At 42.5% G+C, this 19,658-nt stretch carries 9 protein-coding genes and 1 pseudogene; 6 read left to right on the plus strand and 4 right to left on the minus strand.

Going from position 1 to position 19,658, the window contains the following annotated elements; genetic code table 11:
- Positions 1-9 precede the first annotated feature (9 nt).
- From RMO68_RS09085 to RMO68_RS09110, 6 genes are all read left to right on the plus strand, one after another.
- Entirely contained in the window at positions 10-1,689 is a 1,680-nt protein-coding gene (locus tag RMO68_RS09085) for a ShlB/FhaC/HecB family hemolysin secretion/activation protein (RefSeq protein WP_310440428.1), read from the plus strand.
- A gap of 177 nt (positions 1,690-1,866) precedes the next feature.
- Entirely contained in the window at positions 1,867-3,522 is a 1,656-nt protein-coding gene (locus RMO68_RS09090; RefSeq protein ID WP_310440429.1) for a 30S ribosomal protein S1, read from the plus strand.
- A 5-nt stretch (positions 3,523-3,527) separates the two neighbouring features.
- Positions 3,528-4,013, plus strand: coding sequence for a hypothetical protein (locus tag RMO68_RS09095; RefSeq protein ID WP_310440430.1), 486 nt, complete (start codon positions 3,528-3,530; stop codon positions 4,011-4,013).
- A complete protein-coding gene (serA, locus tag RMO68_RS09100) occupies positions 4,013-5,602 on the plus strand; it encodes a phosphoglycerate dehydrogenase (RefSeq protein ID WP_310440431.1) in 1,590 nt (529 codons plus the stop codon). The genes RMO68_RS09095 and serA overlap by 1 nt, the downstream gene beginning before the upstream one ends.
- Before the next feature lie 195 nt (positions 5,603-5,797).
- Positions 5,798-7,099 carry an SIR2 family protein gene (locus RMO68_RS09105; protein ID WP_310440432.1) on the plus strand — a complete coding sequence of 434 codons (1,302 nt, stop codon included), beginning with the start codon at positions 5,798-5,800 and terminating at the stop codon, positions 7,097-7,099.
- A gap of 257 nt (positions 7,100-7,356) precedes the next feature.
- Complete coding sequence (locus RMO68_RS09110; protein ID WP_310440433.1) at positions 7,357-10,284, plus strand: MutS-related protein; 2,928 nt, start codon at positions 7,357-7,359, stop codon at positions 10,282-10,284.
- Position 10,285: 1 nt separating this feature from the next.
- On the opposite strand, the gene RMO68_RS09115 is transcribed toward RMO68_RS09110, so the two are convergent.
- From RMO68_RS09115 to RMO68_RS11165, 4 genes and pseudogenes are all read right to left on the minus strand, one after another.
- On the minus strand, positions 10,286-12,865 hold the full coding sequence (locus RMO68_RS09115; protein ID WP_310440434.1) for a chemotaxis protein CheW: 2,580 nt from the start codon (positions 12,863-12,865) through the stop codon (positions 10,286-10,288).
- A gap of 177 nt (positions 12,866-13,042) precedes the next feature.
- Positions 13,043-14,479 carry a protein adenylyltransferase SelO gene (locus RMO68_RS09120; protein ID WP_310440435.1) on the minus strand — a complete coding sequence of 479 codons (1,437 nt, stop codon included), beginning with the start codon at positions 14,477-14,479 and terminating at the stop codon, positions 13,043-13,045.
- Positions 14,480-14,540: 61 nt separating this feature from the next.
- Complete coding sequence (locus RMO68_RS09125; RefSeq protein ID WP_310440436.1) at positions 14,541-16,352, minus strand: flagellar assembly protein A; 1,812 nt, start codon at positions 16,350-16,352, stop codon at positions 14,541-14,543.
- A gap of 6 nt (positions 16,353-16,358) precedes the next feature.
- Positions 16,359-19,657: pseudogene (locus RMO68_RS11165) on the minus strand (efflux RND transporter permease subunit).
- Position 19,658 lies beyond the last annotated feature (1 nt).

Here is a 19,658-nt window from a genome sequence, read left to right on the forward strand (position 1 = left end):
GACTAATTCATGACTAAAAAAATAGTAACTCTTTCCCTCCTTACTTCAGTAACCTTGATGGCAGCGACTCCTACTACCGGGGATATCCTACGCCAAACAGAACAGCCCAAAGTTCCTGAAATTCAAAAGAGACTCCCAAGTGTTGGAGCAGGGGAGTATAAAGCCCCATTGTCTGCTAAAGATGACATCAAGACCTATGTAAAATCTTTCAAATTCAGCGGTAATACCGCTTTTTCATCGGATGTTCTCTCTCGCCTCGTCCAACCCTACGAGAACAAAGAACTCGGAATCAACGGTCTTAAAGAGGTCGCATCCATCATTACCAAATACTACCGTGATAACGGCTACTTCGTTGCCCGTGCCTATATTCCCGCTCAAAGTATGGAGAACGGTATTGTTGAGATCGCTGTTATCGAAGGAATCTATGGTTCATTTGATATGAAAAACAGCTCTTTAGTTGATACGGCAGAAGTTCAAGGATTTATGGATCACCTTAAAGGTGGGGAGTTGGTCTCTACGATGAGCCTAGAGCGCCAAATGCTTCTTATCAACGATCTCAGTGGTGCTCAGGTGACCAACGCCGAAGTCTATCCCGGAGCAGTAGTAGGAACGAGCGACTTTCGTATCACCGTATCTCCAACCCCTAAATACAACGGTTACGCCATAGCGGATAACTACGGTTCCCGTTATACGGGAGAGAATCGCCTGAGTGCAGGAGGTTACATAAATAGTCTTACCGGTATCGGCGATATCCTGAGCGTTAGCGGGCTTATATCCAATACCGCCGATCTGAAAAACATTCGATTAGGATACGACCGCCCGCTAGGATACAACGGTCTAAAAGGGGGAATTAGTTTCAGTATTACCGATTATACTCTTGATGAGATCAGTAATTACGAAGCATTTGGACGTACCAATAGTTATAATGCTTATGTGAGCTATCCAACGATCAAGACAAGAGCGCACACTCAAATACTCGAAGCATCCTATGATCATAAAGTGATGCACGACAGCAGCGGAACCCCAGGAAGTGTCGATGAAGCAAAAAAACAGCTTGACACGCTCACCCTAAAAGCAAGCGATAAACGTAATACATCTCTCATGAACTTCCCCGGAAATCTCTACGCATCAGCAGGATACACTCTTGGTCATCTGGGACTTAAAAATGATAATGCCATCACCAACGATGCAAGTCTTAAAGCAGGGGGAAATTACACTAAATTAGCCCTCAATCTAATGCACAATCAATATTTGCTCGAGAACACAACCCTTCAAACTACGCTCAAAGCTCAAAAAAGTTTCGGACATAATCTTGATTCATCTGAAGATCTCTCCGTAGGAGGATCGAATGGTGTAAGAGCTTACGAAGATGCAGAACTTAGCGGCGACCAAGGATATGCGCTCTCTTTGGAACTGCTTTATAATCTCCCTAAAGTAGCTCAAGTAAGTCATAATACTAGTATTTTTTTAGATCACGCACGTATCTGGAAAAACACCACTATTTTTAATACCGAAGATAATATCCGTAATCTAAGTGCTATCGGTCTCGGATACGGTATGAGTTATCAAAACTTCGATCTTAAAGCGACTCTCGCACACGGTTTTGGAAGCGAACGAAGACCGACTTCTGAATCTGAATTTCAGACTCATTCTAACAAATTCCTTATTCAAGGGATGGTAAGATTTTAATAGCTTCTTTGGAGAATTTCTCCAAAGATTTTTAACTTAAAAACTTATTTTTTCGTACTAAAATATTTTTTATTTTTTTATAATCGCTAATATCACAGGTTATATTTATCGATAATAAATCAAAATCCAAGCATTTTTTCGCTATAATCAGCCAATTTTTAGTTACAAGGGATAGGCATGGCTTTCGATAACGAATCGTTCGAAGAAGAAAATTTTGCTGAGATGTTAGAGGCATCTTTCAAAGAGCAAGAATCTACACGCATTACAGAAGGTGAAGTAGTAGAAATTCAAGAGAGTGACAACCGCGCGTTGGTAGGCGTCGGCGAAAAACTCGAAGGGATTCTTTCACTGGATGAAATTCGTGACGCTGAGGGAAAACTTCTTTTTAACGTCGGCGATAAAATTATGGTTATGGTAATGGGTCACTACAATGAGCGCCCAAAAATTTCGTACAAAAAAGTGCTTGAGCAAGAGAAAACGCTCGCATTTATCAATGCACACAAAGAAGATTTCGAATCCATCGTGATCGAAGCATTGGTGACGAAGAAAAACAAAGGGGGCTACCTTTTGGAAGCGGACGATGTCCATTTCTTCCTTCCACGCTCACTTGCCGCATTCAAAGAGACCGATCAAGTCGTCGGTAAAACGATCAAAGCGCAAGTCGTTAAAGTTGACGCAGCTGAAGCGTCAATCGTCGTATCTCGTCGCAAACTTTTCAATGATGAGCGTAAACGTAAAAAAGAAGTTATCGATGCATTGATGGAAGAGGATAAAGTTATCCAAGGTACCGTCAAAAAAATCACCAGCTACGGTATGTTCGTAGATGTCGGCGGGATTGACGGGTTGGTTCATTACAATGAAATCAGCTACAAAGGGCCGGTTAATCCGTCAAAACTTTATAAAGAGGGTGATGTCGTTAACGTAAAAGCGATCGCGTACGATAAAGACAAACGTCACCTTTCACTCTCAATCAAAGCGGTACAATCCGATCCGTGGCAAGAAGTTGAAGAGGCGTTGGAAGAGGGTGATACTATCACCGTTACCGTCAGCAATATCGAACCGTACGGTATCTTCGTAGATCTCGGAAACGACATTGAAGGGTTCCTTCATATCTCTGAAATCACTTGGGATAAAAATATCAAACATCCGAAAGATTACCTCACTGTCGGTCAAGAGATCGATGTTGAAGTTATCGAAATCAACTCTAAAACTCATAAATTACGTGTGTCGTACAAACGTCTTCAACCGAAACCTTTTGAAGAGTTCACCAAAAAATTCAGAGAGGGTGATACTGTTACCGGTACCGTAACTTCTTTAACCGATTTCGGTGCATTCGTAAAAGTCGGCGGAGTTGAGGGATTATTGCACAATCAAGATCTTTCATGGGATAAAAACGTCAAATGTAAAGATACCCTTACTATCGGTGAAGAGATCGAAGTGAAAATTGCAAAAATCAATGCGGACGATGAAAAAATTTCTTTGAATCGCAAATCACTCGAAGAGAGCCCGATCGATCAATTTGCAACTACCCATAAAATGAATGAAGTGGTTAAAGCTACCGTTCGTGACGTGAAAGACTTCGGTGTATTTGTTTCATTGGAGGGAGGTGTAGATGCCCTTATCCGTAATGAAGACCTTTACCCTTTAATACCTGAAGAGCTTGAAATCGGTCAAGTGATCGAAGCGGCAATTTTGGTTATTGATGCGAAACGTGATCGTATTCGTCTTTCAGTAAAAAAACTTGAACGTATTAAAGATCAAAAAATGTTGGACGAAATCAATGACAATGACGCTCACAGTCTTGGTGATTTGATTAAAGACCAATTGAAATAAATTCAATGCGACGTGCTGCTTTTTGGCTGTTTCCCCTTATAGCCTTTGCGGTAGCACTTTTCATCGTCTTGTTTTTGGTACAGATTAACCCTTCCGCACCAAAAATTAATTCCGGTGAAAATGAGAATAATGAGATCTCCTCTGAGGGTCTCGAAGAAAAAATTGGAAGTTGGATTAGCCATTTTTCCAGTACGAAAGAGAGTGGATATTTTTATCCCGTTAACGAAATCACTTTGAAGCTTGATATGGGTGGAGAAAATACGGCTTTAGAACTCTACAGACTCACCGTAAAGCCAAAAAATTCGGATGAACTTTTACAGGCAAAAGAAGAGCTGAAAAAAAGTACGCTCCCCTATGTAATGCAAAACCAAGAGGATACGATGATCCTTACGATTGATTCGACCGATCAATTTCAACTGCAATCTCTTGTAACAAAACTAAAAACCTACCAAATCACGGCGACATTATCGCCGTACACAGAGGAAAAATAATGGAAAAATTTAAAATTGTCGTATGTGATCATATTCATGAAGAGGGACTTAATATTCTTCGTCGTGATGAGCGGATCGAGATGATTTTTGCGGCTGATATGGATAAAACAGCGCTTTTAGATGTTATCAAAGATGCCGATGTCGCTATTACCCGTAGTTCTACCGATGTAGACGATAAATTTATCAATGCGGTTAAAGGGAAAATGAAAGCGATTGTTCGTGCCGGTGTCGGTGTCGATAACGTCGATATTCCGGGATGTTCGAAAGAGGGGATTATCGTGATGAACGTCCCTACCGCCAATACTATTGCCGCGGTTGAACTCACGATGACTCACATGCTCTCATGTATGCGTATGTTCCCGTACTCTCACGATCATTTGAAAAATCAACGTATTTGGAAACGTGAAAAATGGTACGGTTATGAGCTTAAAGGGAAAAAACTCGGTGTTATCGGATTCGGTAACATCGGAAGCCGTGTCGGTATCCGATCGAAAGCGTTTGAGATGGACGTTATCGCGTATGACCCGTATATCCATCCCTCAAAAGCGACCGATGTCGGTGTAAAATATACGACTAATTTCGACGATATTTTAGCGTGTGACATTATCACGATCCACACTCCGAAGAACAAAGAGACTGTCGGTATGATCGGTGCGGATGAAATCGCAAAAATGAAAGACGGTGTGGTGCTTATCAACTGTGCGCGCGGCGGATTGTACGATGAGGAAGCTCTTTATGACGGTCTTAAATCGGGCAAAATCCGTTTTGCGGGGATTGATGTATTCAACAAAGAACCGGCAATTGACCATAAACTTCTTGATTTGGATAACATCTGTGTTTCTCCCCATTTGGGTGCCAATACGTATGAATCACAATACAACATTGGGGTAGAAGCAGCTCAACAAGCGATCGAAGCGGCCAAAGGGATCGCGTATCCTCATGCAATGAATTTGCCGATCGATGAGACAAAAATCCCTGCATTTGTTAAACCGTTCTTGGAAATGGGACAAAAAATCGGCTTTTTGGCATCTCAAATCAATAAAGCGCCTATCGTTTCGATCAAAGTCAGCGGACGCGGCGATATTGCCGAGTATGTCACTTCTTTGGCAACGTTCGTAACCGTCGGTGCTTTAGCGGATATTTCAGGAGATACGATCAACTACGTTAATGCCGATTTCGTCGCTTCTGAGCGCGGGATTAAAGTAGAGACCGAATCACTTCCGGGAAGCCCTGTTTATAAAAACCTTGTAACGGTTCGTGTGACAACGGACAAAGATGTTATCGAGATCAGTGCAACGATGTTCGGTGATGACGTTCAACGTATCGTAGATATCAACGGTTTCGGTGTCGATGTTGAACCGAAAGGGAACATGATCCTTTTCAAAAATACCGACGTTCCGGGGGTTATCGGTCAAGTGGGTACACTCCTTGCCGCACATGAAGTAAACATCGCCGATTTCCGTTTGGGTCGTAATAAAAGCGGTGAAGCTCTTGCCGTTATTATCGTTGATTCTGCGGTTAATGATAAAACGATCAAAGAACTCTCAGCTCTTAACGCGTGTATCAGCGTCTCTTACGCGCGCATCTAATCTACTCCCGTCATTCCCGACTTTGATCGGGAATCCATCTTTTCGCATATATATTTTCAGTTTGCTATTTAATATCTTCAATGATCGAAAAAATGCTACAATAAATCTTATTTTATAATTGATTTTATAATAAAAATTAAACTTAAAAAGTATTTTGTTTTAGTTTTTATTTAAGGAAATGAGAGTCTAAATATAATGGCATACTATACACATTTACCAGATGATTTATTGCAACAAATCGCATCAAATAAATGTGTACTATTTGTAGGTTCAGGTATTTCAAAAAAATGTATAACAACTGGAAGAAGGCCACTTCCAAATTGGTTGGAATTTTTAGATGGTTTTATTGATTGGTCAAACGATAAAAAAAGTTTTGACCAAAATTATTTAACTGAATTAAAAAAGTTATTAAATGAAAGTAAATATCTTATAGTAGCAGAATCTTTGATGCAGCGAGTTGAAGAAAATGAGTTTGCAAATTATTTGAATGAAGTCTTTAATGCAAAAAATATTGTGCCTTCACGAGTACATAAACTCATATCATTACTTCCATTTAGAGGCATTTTAACTACTAATTATGATAATTTGATTGAATTGTCAATATCTGATTTTAGACGCGAAATGCCTAGCGTGTATCTGAATGAAGATATTTTGAATGGAAGAAATCTTTTAGATGATGAATTCTTTATTTTTAAAATGCATGGAGACCTTAAAAAACCCAAATCTATCGTTTTAAGTTATAGCTCTTACAATCAGGTTATGTTTAATTCTAAAACGTATCAAAAAGTTTTAGAAAAAATATTTTCAGAATATACAGTTTTATTCATTGGATATGGAAATGGAGATAAAAATATTGAATATCTTTTAGATAGGATGTCTGCAAAAAAACAAATACGCACGCATTATATTCTTACAAAAGAAAATACTTTTACAAATATTGAAAAAGAACACTACATCAATACAAGACAATTAGAAATAATTGAGTATGTTGATTATTTTAAATTACATAATCACATAGATACTTTTTTTGAAGATATTACAAAAAAAATAAATGAATCAAAGGCTTTAAATATTGAATTGCCAAAATCTTTAAGAACATTAATGTATGTATTCTATGATATTAATGATACTGAAGATGGACACTTTTTATGGAACTATATTTTCAAAGAAGGTGCCGTTACTTTATCTGAAATTCCACAAATTAAACAACATGAATATTTTTTAGAAAAACAAGATAAAGAGCTTTTGAATGTACATTTTATGTTATTGTTTTTTGGAAATTTAGATTTTAGAAATTCCAATAATTATGTCAAAAAAGTAAATAGATTATTGAAAAGTAAAGAACAGCATAAATGTGAATTTATTTTAATTTCTCTTGATAAAAATAAGGAAATAATAGAATCAAAATATAAAGGAAGAACAATTTTTTATTTAAAAGATAATTTTATAGATTCTGATTTAGAGAATTTAAAATCTTATGTATTGCAGAGGATTTAATCTATAAACACTAATATAAAATCTAATTCACAAGAACAATTTTTTTTAAACCTTGTATATAATAGATTTTATGTTAAAACGAAATATCTCTGTGATATTTTCAATGAAAGTGAACTTGACGAAAAAAGCAATGTGCTAATTTTCACATACCACTAAACACGGTGCAATAGATAGATCAAACGGTAAAAATGCTAAAACAAGGTAAAAAATAGCCCCCCTTCGTTATAATCGATTACTTAATTTTATACGGAGTTTGGATGAGTACGGAAGAGATCGGGGCACTTTTACAGGACAAAAGCAAGCTCCTCTCCGAAATCTATTTCGAACTCCAAGCCGCGTGTGAAGCCAAATATGGCCCCGATACTCTCGTGATCATCGAAGTGGGATCATTCTTCGAAGTTTACGAAGTCAACAATGAAGAGATGAAGATCGGTAAGGCCAAAGAAGTCGCCGAATTCCTCAACATCCAACTCACCCGCAAAAATAAAACAATCCTCGAAAACTCGATCCAAAATCCTCTCCTCGCAGGGGTTCCTACCGTCTCCATCGAGCGTTATCTCAGCCGTTTGGTGCAGTCGAAAAAATACACTATCGTCCTCGTCCGTCAGCAGGGGGAAGTCCCCCATATCCGCCGTTATATCTCGAACATCATCTCTCCGGGGACGAATTTCGACTACATCGCCGAAGCGAGCGAGAACTATATCGCTTCGTTGCTCATCGATCAAAATAACGGGGTCTATTCCATCGGTTACTCCGCCATCGACGTAGGGACGGGGAAAACGCTTATCAACGAGATCCACGGAACCCGCGAAGACAAGACCTATGCTCTGGATGAAGTGTTTACCCTGTTGCAGAGCTATCAAACCTCCGAAGTGGTGGTAACATTTTGTGCGGGGGATATCGACCGTGACGAAGTGAATCGCTATCTGGAGATCAAGAACCATCACCGAACTTCGATGAATGAGAAGCGTTTGCGGATCGATTACCAAAATGAGCTGTTTGAGCGGATTTATCAGATACGTTCCCTCCTCAGCCCTATCGAGTATCTCGATTTGGAGCGGTTCCCTTATGCCTCCGAGTCGCTCTGCATCCTCATCAACGTCATTATCGACCACGATGCCCTAATTATCGAGAAGATGAACCGCCCGACGTTTTTGGGAACCAATCGCTATATGTATCTTGGGAATAATGCGGCGGAGCAGCTGGGGATCATTTCGCGCGATCATGATGAGATGACCCTCCTCAAACTCATCGATAAAACTTCTACGGCAATGGGGAAACGGCTGTTACGTGAACGGCTCCTTAACCCGATTTGCGATACGAAACTCCTCGAAGAGCGGTACGATTTGATCGATAAAATGGGGGATCATATCGCGCCGTTGGAGACGAAGCTCAAAGAGGTCTACGATCTGGAGCGGATACTTCGCCGTTTGAAACTTGGGAAACTTCACCCGTTTGAACTCGCCTATTTTTATGCGTCGCTTAGTGCGGCGGAATCGTTGTTCGAGGATGCCGACCGTCTCAAAATTGCGTATGATAAATCAAGTGCGCAGGAGTGTGCTCATTGTGCCTCGGAGCTTCGTCGTATCTTTAATATCGAAGCGTGCGCCAAATTCCGACGCGATCAGGTGGATCAGAATCTCTTTAATGAGGGGATAGACCCCTCCATCGATGCACTGGAACAGTTACAGAGCAATAACCTCTCGAAACTGACCGCGATTATCAGCCATATCGACACCTTTTTCGAGTCGGGGGGATCGTATGCCTCTATCGGATGGCTGGAGAGCGAGGGGTATCATCTGTTGATGACCCGTAACCGCTATGTGAGCGTCGAAGAGGCTCTCCATAACAGCTTTTTTACGTTGGAGGGTCAGCACTACTTTTTCCGTGATTTTCAGGTTCGCAAACTCAAAACGGCGGTCAAACTCTCTTCGACGTTGCTGGATGAACTCTCTATCGAAAATGCGGGGGCAAAATCGCGGATGATCGCGCAGGTCAAAGAGCGTTACCGCGAACAGCTCGAAGCCATCGAGCGACGATTCTCCCATGCAATAGAACATCTGATCTCGTTTCTTGCGGTAGTGGATGTGAGTCTCAGCGGTGCAAAGTGTGCGAAGCAATATAGATATGTACGACCGATGATCATCCCCTCTGAAAAAGCGTTTATCGAGACGGTGGGATTGCGCCATCCTCTCATCGAATCGCGTGAAGAGAACGGCATCTTTATTCCGAACGATCTTTTTTTAGGAGCGGTTGATCAGCATACCTATGAGGAACATCCGACGATTGAAAAGGGTGAGGATGTCAAAGGGGTGCTTTTGTACGGCATCAACTCCAGTGGAAAGTCGTCACTCATGAAAAGTATCGGACTCTCGGTCGTGATGGCGCAGGGGGGATTTTTCGTTCCGTGCGCCATGATGCGGTTTTCCCCCGTCGATAAACTCCTCACCCGCATCGTCTCAAAAGATAACCTTTACAAAGGGCTATCGACTTTTGCCGTTGAGATGCTGGAGTTGCGGAATATCTTTAATCGAGCGACGGAAAATACCCTCATCTTAGGAGATGAGATCAGCCACGGAACCGAGACTGAATCGGCTCTCGCCATCGTCGCGAGTGCGATCCTCAAACTTCGCGAGATCGGGAGTATGTTTATCTTCGCCACCCATCTGCATCAGCTCTCATCCCTCGCCGAAATCCAAAAGGCAAAAGAGATCGTATTGCTCCATCTGGGGGTCTATTACGACGAGGCGAGCGATAAACTGGTGTATGATCGAAAGCTCAAAAGCGGGAGCGGTTCGACACTGTACGGGTTGGAGTTTGCTAAATCGCTCCACATGGATGAGACTTTTTTGAAAAAGGCGTATGAGATCCGAGGGCGGATCACTGACAAAACGCATGAAGCCTCGATGCTGAAACGGGAGAAAAAGAGCCGTTACAACAACAAACTCTTCCTTACCAAATGCGCGTTGTGCGACGAAGCGGTTGACGAGGTACATCATATCGTCCCGCAAGCGAACGCCGATGATGGCGGTTCTATCGGTCACTATGGAATGAATCACCGCTACAATTTGATCCCTCTTTGTTCAAAGCACCATAGGCTTGTGCATGAGGGGAAAATTGCGATTCATGGGTTTGTGATGAGCGAGGACGGTTTACGGCTCAGTTACAGCGAGAACCCTCAGTAGCTCACGCCATCACTTTGTGAAGCGGGCGAGAGTAGGGCTGGATAAGCTGGGCGTAGATTTTCGGTATGTCGAGGACGGAGATCATCTCGTTGGCAAAATCTTCAGGATTATCCGGAATAATAACGGCTTTCGTCAGGGAGTTCTCATTTTTCAATACGTTGCTGTACTGGCTGATGGAGCGGAGCGGAATTTCAGGACTGCTGTAGATGGAATCGACGGCGAGTCCGAGATAAACTACCTGTTTTTCGATTACTGCTTTGACGAGGATAACGGTATCGTGCTCTTTATCGTAGGTTTTCTCCATTCCGAGCAGTTTAGCCAATGAAATAACGCTTACCATCCGTTTATCATAGCTAATGACCCCAAGATTGTATTCGCTGGCGTGCAATATAGAGGTAAGCTCTTGGTGGGCAAGTGAACAGACGACATTTTTAGATTCGACCGCAAAGAGTGATCCGCCGACGAAAAAGGTTGAAATTTCAGATGTCTCTTCGGTACCGTTTGGTTTTGGATAGGTGTAAATACGTTGCAAAGGTGTTTCGGTTTCAAGCGCTTGCACTTCGCCGATAGGGCGGTAGAGGATAGCAATAATATCGTTATCGTAGCCGTCACTTTGCTTGTATTCGCGGTAACCGTTGGAACACGTAGCACCGAGTGCATAGTAGATGTTGTTAAAAGAGAGAATCTGCGCATCGCTTTGTCCGGGGGAAAGTTCCAAAAGCGATTCCGGGAGATTAAGTATCTCTCCTGCACTGATTTCAGAGGTCGTAGATGAGACGACACGACCGCTACGATCGATAAAGAGGGCAAACATCCCCTCCGAGATTGCATGATGTTCATCTTTAGGGAGGGTATCGTACAACATCGCTTCAAATTGAGATTCTGCATCAAAGACAATCCCAATCCCACCGACATTTTCTTCGCTACTGTTGCGAATACAAGCATTATAGATATAAGTGGAGCGATTGGTGTAATAAGGGCTCGGTTCAAACGTTGAGACAACGTAATCTTGAGTGGTTTTCAGATCAAGAGTCTCCATCGCCCATGAATATCCGATTCTTTTTCCGATAAGAGAGTGATCATCGGGAGTTGAGACAGAGACAATAACTCCATCCCGATCGTAGATGAACATGGTGCTGTAAACCGTATAGAGATCATTGATGTAGGCTAAGATAGCATTCATTTTCTCTCGATTTTCTTCGCTCAATGAGGGATGGGATAGACACTCTCGAAACGTTGTCGTTAATGCCCACCATCGGCAATCATTTGCCCGCTCGTAGAGATTACGATCCATAATATCAATCGCAAGTGAGGATTGGAATTTTAAATCTTCAAGATACTGGATAAGCATAGCGCTGTTAAGATTGGCAACCGTATGGTCAAAAACACGCTTCGTCTCTTCACCTGTTTTGGATATTTCAGAGAGGAGTGCTTTGGTAAAAGGACTTTCGTGCCCCACTGCATTAGCGATTTGGACATTACCGTTCCAAACCGTAATATCGAGTTCACTTTGAATTTTTTTCGCTTTTTCTAGGATATCTTTGAGCTCTTGCGGATAGTAGGCTTGAGCGTTTGCGACCGCATCAAAGATCTCATTTTTTAAGAATGAGGGGCGAAGGGAGGAGCGAAAGGCTAAATGGAGCGGAACCATTGCATGACCGATCCATCCTGAGCCTTTATATCCTTGGTATCCGGTCGTTTTTACCGCCTGATAGAGATATTCGAAACCGGCATAATAGGTTTGATGATCTTCGTTATTGCGAGGGGTTAAATAGGAACCTATCGGTACATGATGCTCACTTGCAGAGGCGATAACCGTACCGGATGAATCGAGCAGTTCAAGCGCGATATAGGGGTTCTCTTTCGTTAGTTTTCGGAAAATACTTTGTAACTCATTTTCGAAACGAAAGAGCAGACACAATACCCCCAAAGGCTCTTCGCTATCAGGACTGCTGACACGATACGAGTAGATAAGGGAAGGTTTATTATGGTTTAGATCACTCGGGCGAAAGGTTTCGACATACCCTTGATGGGTTCGCAACGACTCTTGGAGCAAAGTATCTTTTGAGAGGGTAATCGGATTGGTCGTGTCGAGCTGTACGAGTACTTTTCCCTTGGTATCGAGTAAAATGATATTTTCATAGACGCTGTATTTGGCAACGTATTCTCGAAAGCGTGCCGTAAGTGCCTCTTTTTTCTTCATTTTTATCTCTCGCATCTCTTCTGAAACCGACATATCGGTTGTGTGCAAAAAGTAGAGGTATTCACGAATATCGTCATCGGTTGCGAGAAATCCGATGTCGGCGGTACGTTCGAAGAGGTTTCGGATCAAAATATCAATGGCGGTTTGTGCTTTGGATTCAAGTTCATTGAGACTTTTATGAAAGGTCTCTTCAATAAGGCGTAAGAGCGGCTCATCGAGCAAGTCTTCAAATGCTTTTCGGGTTTCACTCGTATCCATCCCGATATTGGACATAGAGCCAAGGAGGGTTAGTAAATCCCACTTAGCCGACAAAGTACTCATGTTTTTTTCAAAATTCTGTACATCGCTCATATAGCGGATTAAATGGTTGCGTTGCATAAGGGTTCCTATAAAAGAGAGGATTGGGTCAAATAACGATGACAGTATAAAGAGGTATGAAAAGAAATCAGAAGATAGAGTGATCAAAAAATAATCATTTTTTCTTTGATTACAATTGAATTACAGCGGCGTTAAAATCGGAATTATTTATCTGAAATAGAAGATGTCGCTTGAGGGCTACGAAGAGCAACTCAGCTTGAGATTTTTGTATTTATTCGGGGTAGGTAAACTGTAGTGTTCCCACTCAGGATGTTCGTCATAGGGAGTTTGTGCCAACACTAAGAGGGCGTTTACAAGGGTGAAATCCCCCTGTTCCGCTGTATCAATAGCTTCTTGGAGGATATGATTTTTTAAAACGTATTTAGGATTGGTACGCAACATTCTTTTATGGCGATCTTCGGTAGAGGAAATGTTTATTTTAAGACGCTCATCGTAGCGATTCAGCCATTCATTCAGTTGATTGGGTGCGAGCGATAATGCCAATAGTGATTCACGATTTTGCTCATAGCGGCTGAGAGCTCGGAAAAAAGGGGTCATATCGATATATCCGTGTTCCATAACGTTAAACAAAGAGCGAAAGAGATCGCTATCACTCTCATGCGGTGTATCAAGTCCGAGTTTGGCACGTAACAGTTCCATGAGATGCGTCGTGAAATAGGTAGAATACTTTTCGAGCTCATTTTTTAGTTTTTCTTCACGGATGAGTGGGGAGAGAGCAAGTGCAAGGCGTTCTAGATTCCATAATCCGATTGAGGGTTGATTGTCGTAGCTGTATCTCCCGTGCGTATCGGTATGATTGCAGATATATCCGCTCTCAAAGGTGTCCATAAAGGCAAAGGGACCGTAATCGATGGTGATTCCGATAGCGGACATGTTATCGGTGTTCATCACCCCGTGGTTAAAACCGACCGATTGCCATTGTGCCATCAGTGTCGCTGTCCGTTTTACAATCTCGGCAAACATTTCAAGATATGGTTCCTCTTTCTCTAGCAAATGGGGGAAAGATTCACGGAGTAAAAAATCGGCAAGGGCTTCGAGCTCTTTATGGCGCTTACCGTGAAAAAAATATTCAAAACTTCCGAATCGTATCCATGAGGGGGCAAGGCGTAAAACAACGGCACCTCTCTCCCATCGCTCTCTTGCGACTTTCTCATCGGAGGTTATAAGGGCGAATGCACGGCTGGTAGGAATACTCAAGGCATGCATAGCTTCACTCATTAAGTATTCACGAATGGAAGAGCGCAAGACTGCACGTCCGTCGCCTTGTCGGGAGTAGAGGGTTTGTCCTGAACCTTTGAGTTGGAGGTTCCAACCGTAGGCACTTCCTAAATTAATCGCTCGACCATCACCGAGTCTCGGGACAAAGTAGCCAAACTGATGTCCTGCATAGCACATCGCGTAGGGGCGTGAACCCCTCAACGTCAAAGTACCGTTTAGGAGTGCTTCTATCTCCTTTGTATCGGGCTGATCGGGACTGAGTTCCAATAATCGAAAAGCATCCGGATTGTAACTGACAAGCATCGGATTTTTAAGCGGAGTAGGGTGTACTTCTTGATAGAAAATCGGATCAAGCGATAAATAAGGGGTGGCGAGAGTTAAGTCGGTTAATTTCATACCAGAGTTTTACCGCAAAAAGCTAAAGCAATCGGCGGTATGGGAAAGAAGATTTATTTTTTTAGGATTTCAGTAGAAATTTCTTTTCATTATCTTCGAGGTATAAACTAATAGAGGTCACTTTCCCCTCAGGAGAAATAGCGGTTTCTTTGCGCGTTTTCGGATCCATAAAAATAATACGGTTATGCCCGTTATAGATTCCGTTGTGCGTTATCACGGCATGGAGATCCGCTTCATAGAGTTTATCTAACTCTTCTTGTGCGGATTGAACGGACTCTTCCAACTCTTTAACCAGTTCTAAATTTTTTTGAAGGGTTTCGGCTTCTATTTTGTATTGCTGCAGTCTAACCATGTCGGCTTTAGCCGGAAGCTCACCGCTTTTTTGCTTCGTTCGTATCCGCTCTTGGATTTGATCGATACGGCTAAATTTCTCTTTGAAAGCAAGTTTACGGGCTATAAACTCTTTACTTTGCGTTTGAATACGGGAGTTCTTATCACGGATTGAAATCTCTAAATCAGACATTTTTTGGTGATAACTCTCAATCGCATGAGGATCAATAATAAGATTATTCCCTTCCCCTTCAATATTCTCGATAGTAATCGATTCGAGTGCGATAACACGAGCATTGGAATAGAGGGTTTCAATGTAAATTTCACGTGCGATAATCTCTCCCCCCACCATTTTTTTTATGCGGATAATATCGGCTTCGACTTTTCCCGCTTCTAAAATATTGATGTTGGCTTCTCTTGCTTTCAGATTACCGCGATGGAGATGAATATTGGCAATCTCAGAAACATTGATTTGTGAATTTTTATGGGTTTGCGCTCCGATATTGAGTTCACAGGCCTGAATTTTAGCATTTCCCCCTACGGTTCCGCTGACATCGAGTTTTTGAACATCAATGTTTATCCCCATGCCGATAGAATCTTCACTCGAAACATTTTTATTGATTTTTAGGGAAACATCTTTGTCCAGTCCGGTTTCGATTGATCCGGTTCTTTTGAAACTTGCAGACTCGATCTGAAGCTCCTGCGAAATGAAAAATATCCCATTTTTACGTTCTACAAATCCTGAAACGTGGGCATAAAATCGGATACTCTCTTCATCTTGTTCACTTTTTATCGTTTCGGGATCAATCACGATATAGGTTGCGTATTTGGTGATCGGATCGGGAACGGCAATATGGTCACCCGTACAAGCACGTCCGTCTCGCCCATGTTTTGGGAGAATATATTCAAGAATTAAATCTCCGGGATGTACCCCTTCAATAAGGCTGTTACCTTTATTCATCTCTTTGTAGTGAAAAATAACTTTATCATGAATTGGAGGGATAGGGAGAAAGAAATCTCCGATAGGGAGTCGGTAAAGTAGGTTAAGCGGACCCTCTTTTTGAATTTTGATGAGAAGTCGGGTAATTTCTTTCTCCAAATTTTGATCATACAAACCGATAAGGAGTCCGTTTCGAAGTAGTTTGCGAATAATGGCCTCTTTGATCCACTCTTGCACCCCTTTTTTCAGAGGAATCGTGGATGCGGGATCGATGATCGCGATGACTTTACTTTTGGTTTTATCGGTTGCAATGGTAAAACGTAAATCAAGATAGGGATGCGGCTCTTGCAAGCGGATATGAATCTGATACTCTTGACGCAGTAAAAAGTGGGGAGAACGTATCTCTAACTCGGTCGTTTGAGAGAGAAGATCATCTTGCGTTAGAAGTTGCCACTCATCATCTACACTCCCTTGAAAAAAGGTTTCATAGGAGAGAAGGTCGAAATCCAGTTTTTCCACCGGAATTCTCTGCTCAATGGCAGTCTTCTTTAAGTCTAACACAACATTTGCAGATAAGAGAGTGACCGGAACAAAAGTTGACATCAGATTTTATGGCTCCATTATTGATACCGCTTTACGCTCATGAAAATTGAAATGACGTTCTAAATCAGAGTTATGAATTAGAACCGGAACAACGATGAGCGATGCAATGACAGCTGCTATTGTACCGAAAATTAGTGATACTCCAAGCCCTCCGAACACGGCATCACTCGCTAAGAGGGTAGAAGCGAGGATAATCGCCGCTGCGGTGAGGAAAATCGGCTTGGCACGAGTGGCGGTAGCATAAGCGATTGCCTCTTGTTTATGCATCCCTTTATCGACCATCAATGATTTTGTAAAATCAATAAGGAGCAGTGAGTTACGGGAACTGATGCCGATGAGGGCAATAAACCCGATAAGCGATGTCGCGGTGAGGAAAAAGGTATCGGCGGTAAAAATATCCATAATCAAATGACCGAAAATAACTCCGATAATGGAGAGGAAACTTCCTAACAATACGATACCGCTGAGGATAAAACTTTTATAATAAATCACCATCAATAAGAAAATAAGGACGAGTGCCGCGATAAATGCACCGCCGAGATCGACAAACGTATCAAGGGTTACTTCCATCTCTCCATCCCATAAAAGCTCATAGCGCTCCGCAGTTTTTTTATCGATCAGTTCAAGATTGAAAAGACCGATTTTATGGATCTCATATTCATCGCCGAAAGTATCGAGGATAACATTACGGGCATCCATTAGCGGATAGACTTGTGAAACCATATCGGTTTCCGCTAGAACATTGGTCATTTGATGGAGATTTTTAGAAAGTATCATCGGATTTGATTTAACCGCGACGATCTCTACCACTTCCGTGATCGGTACCATCATCCCCATTTGATTCAAAAGCGTGAGGGAGGAGAGTTTCATCTCGATGGCGAGTTTGTCACGGGACGCGAATTTTTTCCCTTCCGGTGTTAATGTGAGAAAAATCGGAATCTGCTCGGTTGCTTTTTGCGAATTTTTGACCGCTATTCCCATCCCCTCAAACGCGAGATAAAGAACATCATTGACATGTTTTACATCCAATGCGGAACGGCTGATTTTATCGGTATTGACCCGTACTTCAAATTTATCGTAAATTTCGTCTTGCATGATATCAATATCGACAAGCCCTTCGGTTTTTTGAAAAACTCCTTCGATACGGGTGCTTAGGTGGCGAACTCCGCTGGCATTGTTACCGTAGACTTCGGCAACAATGGCTGCCATAGTCGGAGGACCTGCCGGCGGTTCGACAAATTTAATATTGGTTTGGGGATAAAGATTGCCGCACTCTTTTTGAATCACAGGACGAAGCCGCTGAACCATCATATACGAAGGCTCGTCACGATCGTGTTTTTTGGTCAAATTGACTACGATTTCCGCAACATTTTCATTGTTTTTAAAGTGGCTTCCTTTGATAAGTCCGGCGAAGTCAAGAGGTGAACCCGCTCCCAGAAAGACCTCGGCATCAAGAGCTTCACTCTCGTGTTGCAAAATACCGACCGCACATTCGCTCACTCGGCGTGTTTGCTCAATCGAACTTCCGTTCGCTAAATCGATATAAATGCTGTAAGTGTCATTATTTTTTCCGGGGAGCATTTTAGCCAAAACCAGTTCAGTCGGGATGAGGGCAACCGCGAGGATAAAGGCGATAAGTGTTCCCCAAAGCACTTTCTTTTTTTTCGAAGGTGAACTCAGTAGGTTAAATAAATAAGTTTCAAATTTTTGGTACATTAGTGAGAATCTCCGTGGTGTTCGGGTTTTTTGAGTAACCGTACTGCCAAATACGGGGTAAAAATGTAGGCAACAAAGAGTGATGCGACGAGGGCAACAGGAACGTTCGCCGGAATCGGTTTCATAAATTGTCCCATCATCTGACCGACGAATGCCATCGGTACCATAGTGAGGATAATGGCAAGTGTTGCGATGTTGGTCGGTGCCCCGATTTCGTCGGTTGCTTCGATCATCAGCTCATCCGCATCCATCTCTGCGGCACCCGGAGCATGGAAATGGCGATGGATATTTTCAATAACGATGATGGCGGCATCAACAAGGAGCCCCAAGCTGAGGAGGAAGGCAAAGAGGGTAATACGATTAACGGTTTGTCCTGTTAAGTATGCGATAAAGAGGGTAATAGCTAAAATTGCCGGAACGGTGAAGGTAACAATGAGTGACTCTCTCCAGCCGAGGACAAATGCTAACAAAATCGCGATAATGACGATGGAGAGAATAAGATGAAATACCAATTCATTAACGGCTTCATTGGCACGTTCACCGTCATTTCGGGTAATGACATAACTGATTCCCTGTGCGGCCATTTGCTCTTTATATTTTTCGAGTTCTGTTTTCACCGCTTCGGCAATGATAACGGCATTCGTCCCTTGGAGTTTTGAGACGGTAAGGGTGATTTGATCTTTGAGCGGCGAGAATTTTCCGTTTTCTCCCTTTACCGTAACGAGTGCCGATTTAAAATTTTGGATATCGCTTCCCGCACTAATAGTGGCAACATCGCGCAAATAGATCGCGGAACCGCCATATTGGGCAACGATGATATTTCCGACATCTTCAACACTCTCTATTGCGTTGCGAACACCGATCATAACGATTTCATTGCTTTGCGTTTTTCCTTTGATCTCAGGGACGTTATAAGCGAGGGATTGGGTAGCCTGAACAATTTGTCCGAGGGAGAGATTGTAGCCTGAGAGACGGTTCATATCGACCAATACGTTGTATTGGTGTTTTTTAGCCCCCTTAATATCGGTGACGGCAACGTTTGGAAGACCGTTGATATGGTGTTGAATCTCTTTGACGTGATCGTAAAGGAGCGTCGGATCCATTTTTGGATTATTGGAATAAAAAGCGACGGAGACAATCGGAATATCGATATCGATATCAAGCGGTTTAATGATCGGCTGCATCGCCCCTTTTGGGAGGATGCTCATATTTTGCATGATTTTGTCGTAGATTTTGAGGTTGGAATCCTCTTTGGCTTCCCCGATAAAAAAGGCGGCATTGATGACGGCCACATTATCCATGGCCATCCCATGAATATGTTCGATCCCTTTGACCTCTTTAAGTTTACGTTCGAGCGGTTTTACAATAACGTTTTGGACTTCGCTGGCAGTCGCACCGGGGAGGGCGATGATCACGGTAGAACCGCTGACGACCATTTGAGGGTTCTCTTCACGGGGCATGAGCATGAGAGCCATATACCCTATAACAAGGAGAAAAATTCCTAGAATCGGGGTGAGAGGATTACGCAAAAATCCTTTGGCGAGCTTTCCGGCAGAATCGGTGGGCTGATAGGAGAGAGGGGCGTGCATT

Source organism: Sulfuricurvum sp., from assembly GCF_031427015.1.
Taxonomy (GTDB): Bacteria; Campylobacterota; Campylobacteria; order Campylobacterales; family Sulfurimonadaceae; genus Sulfuricurvum.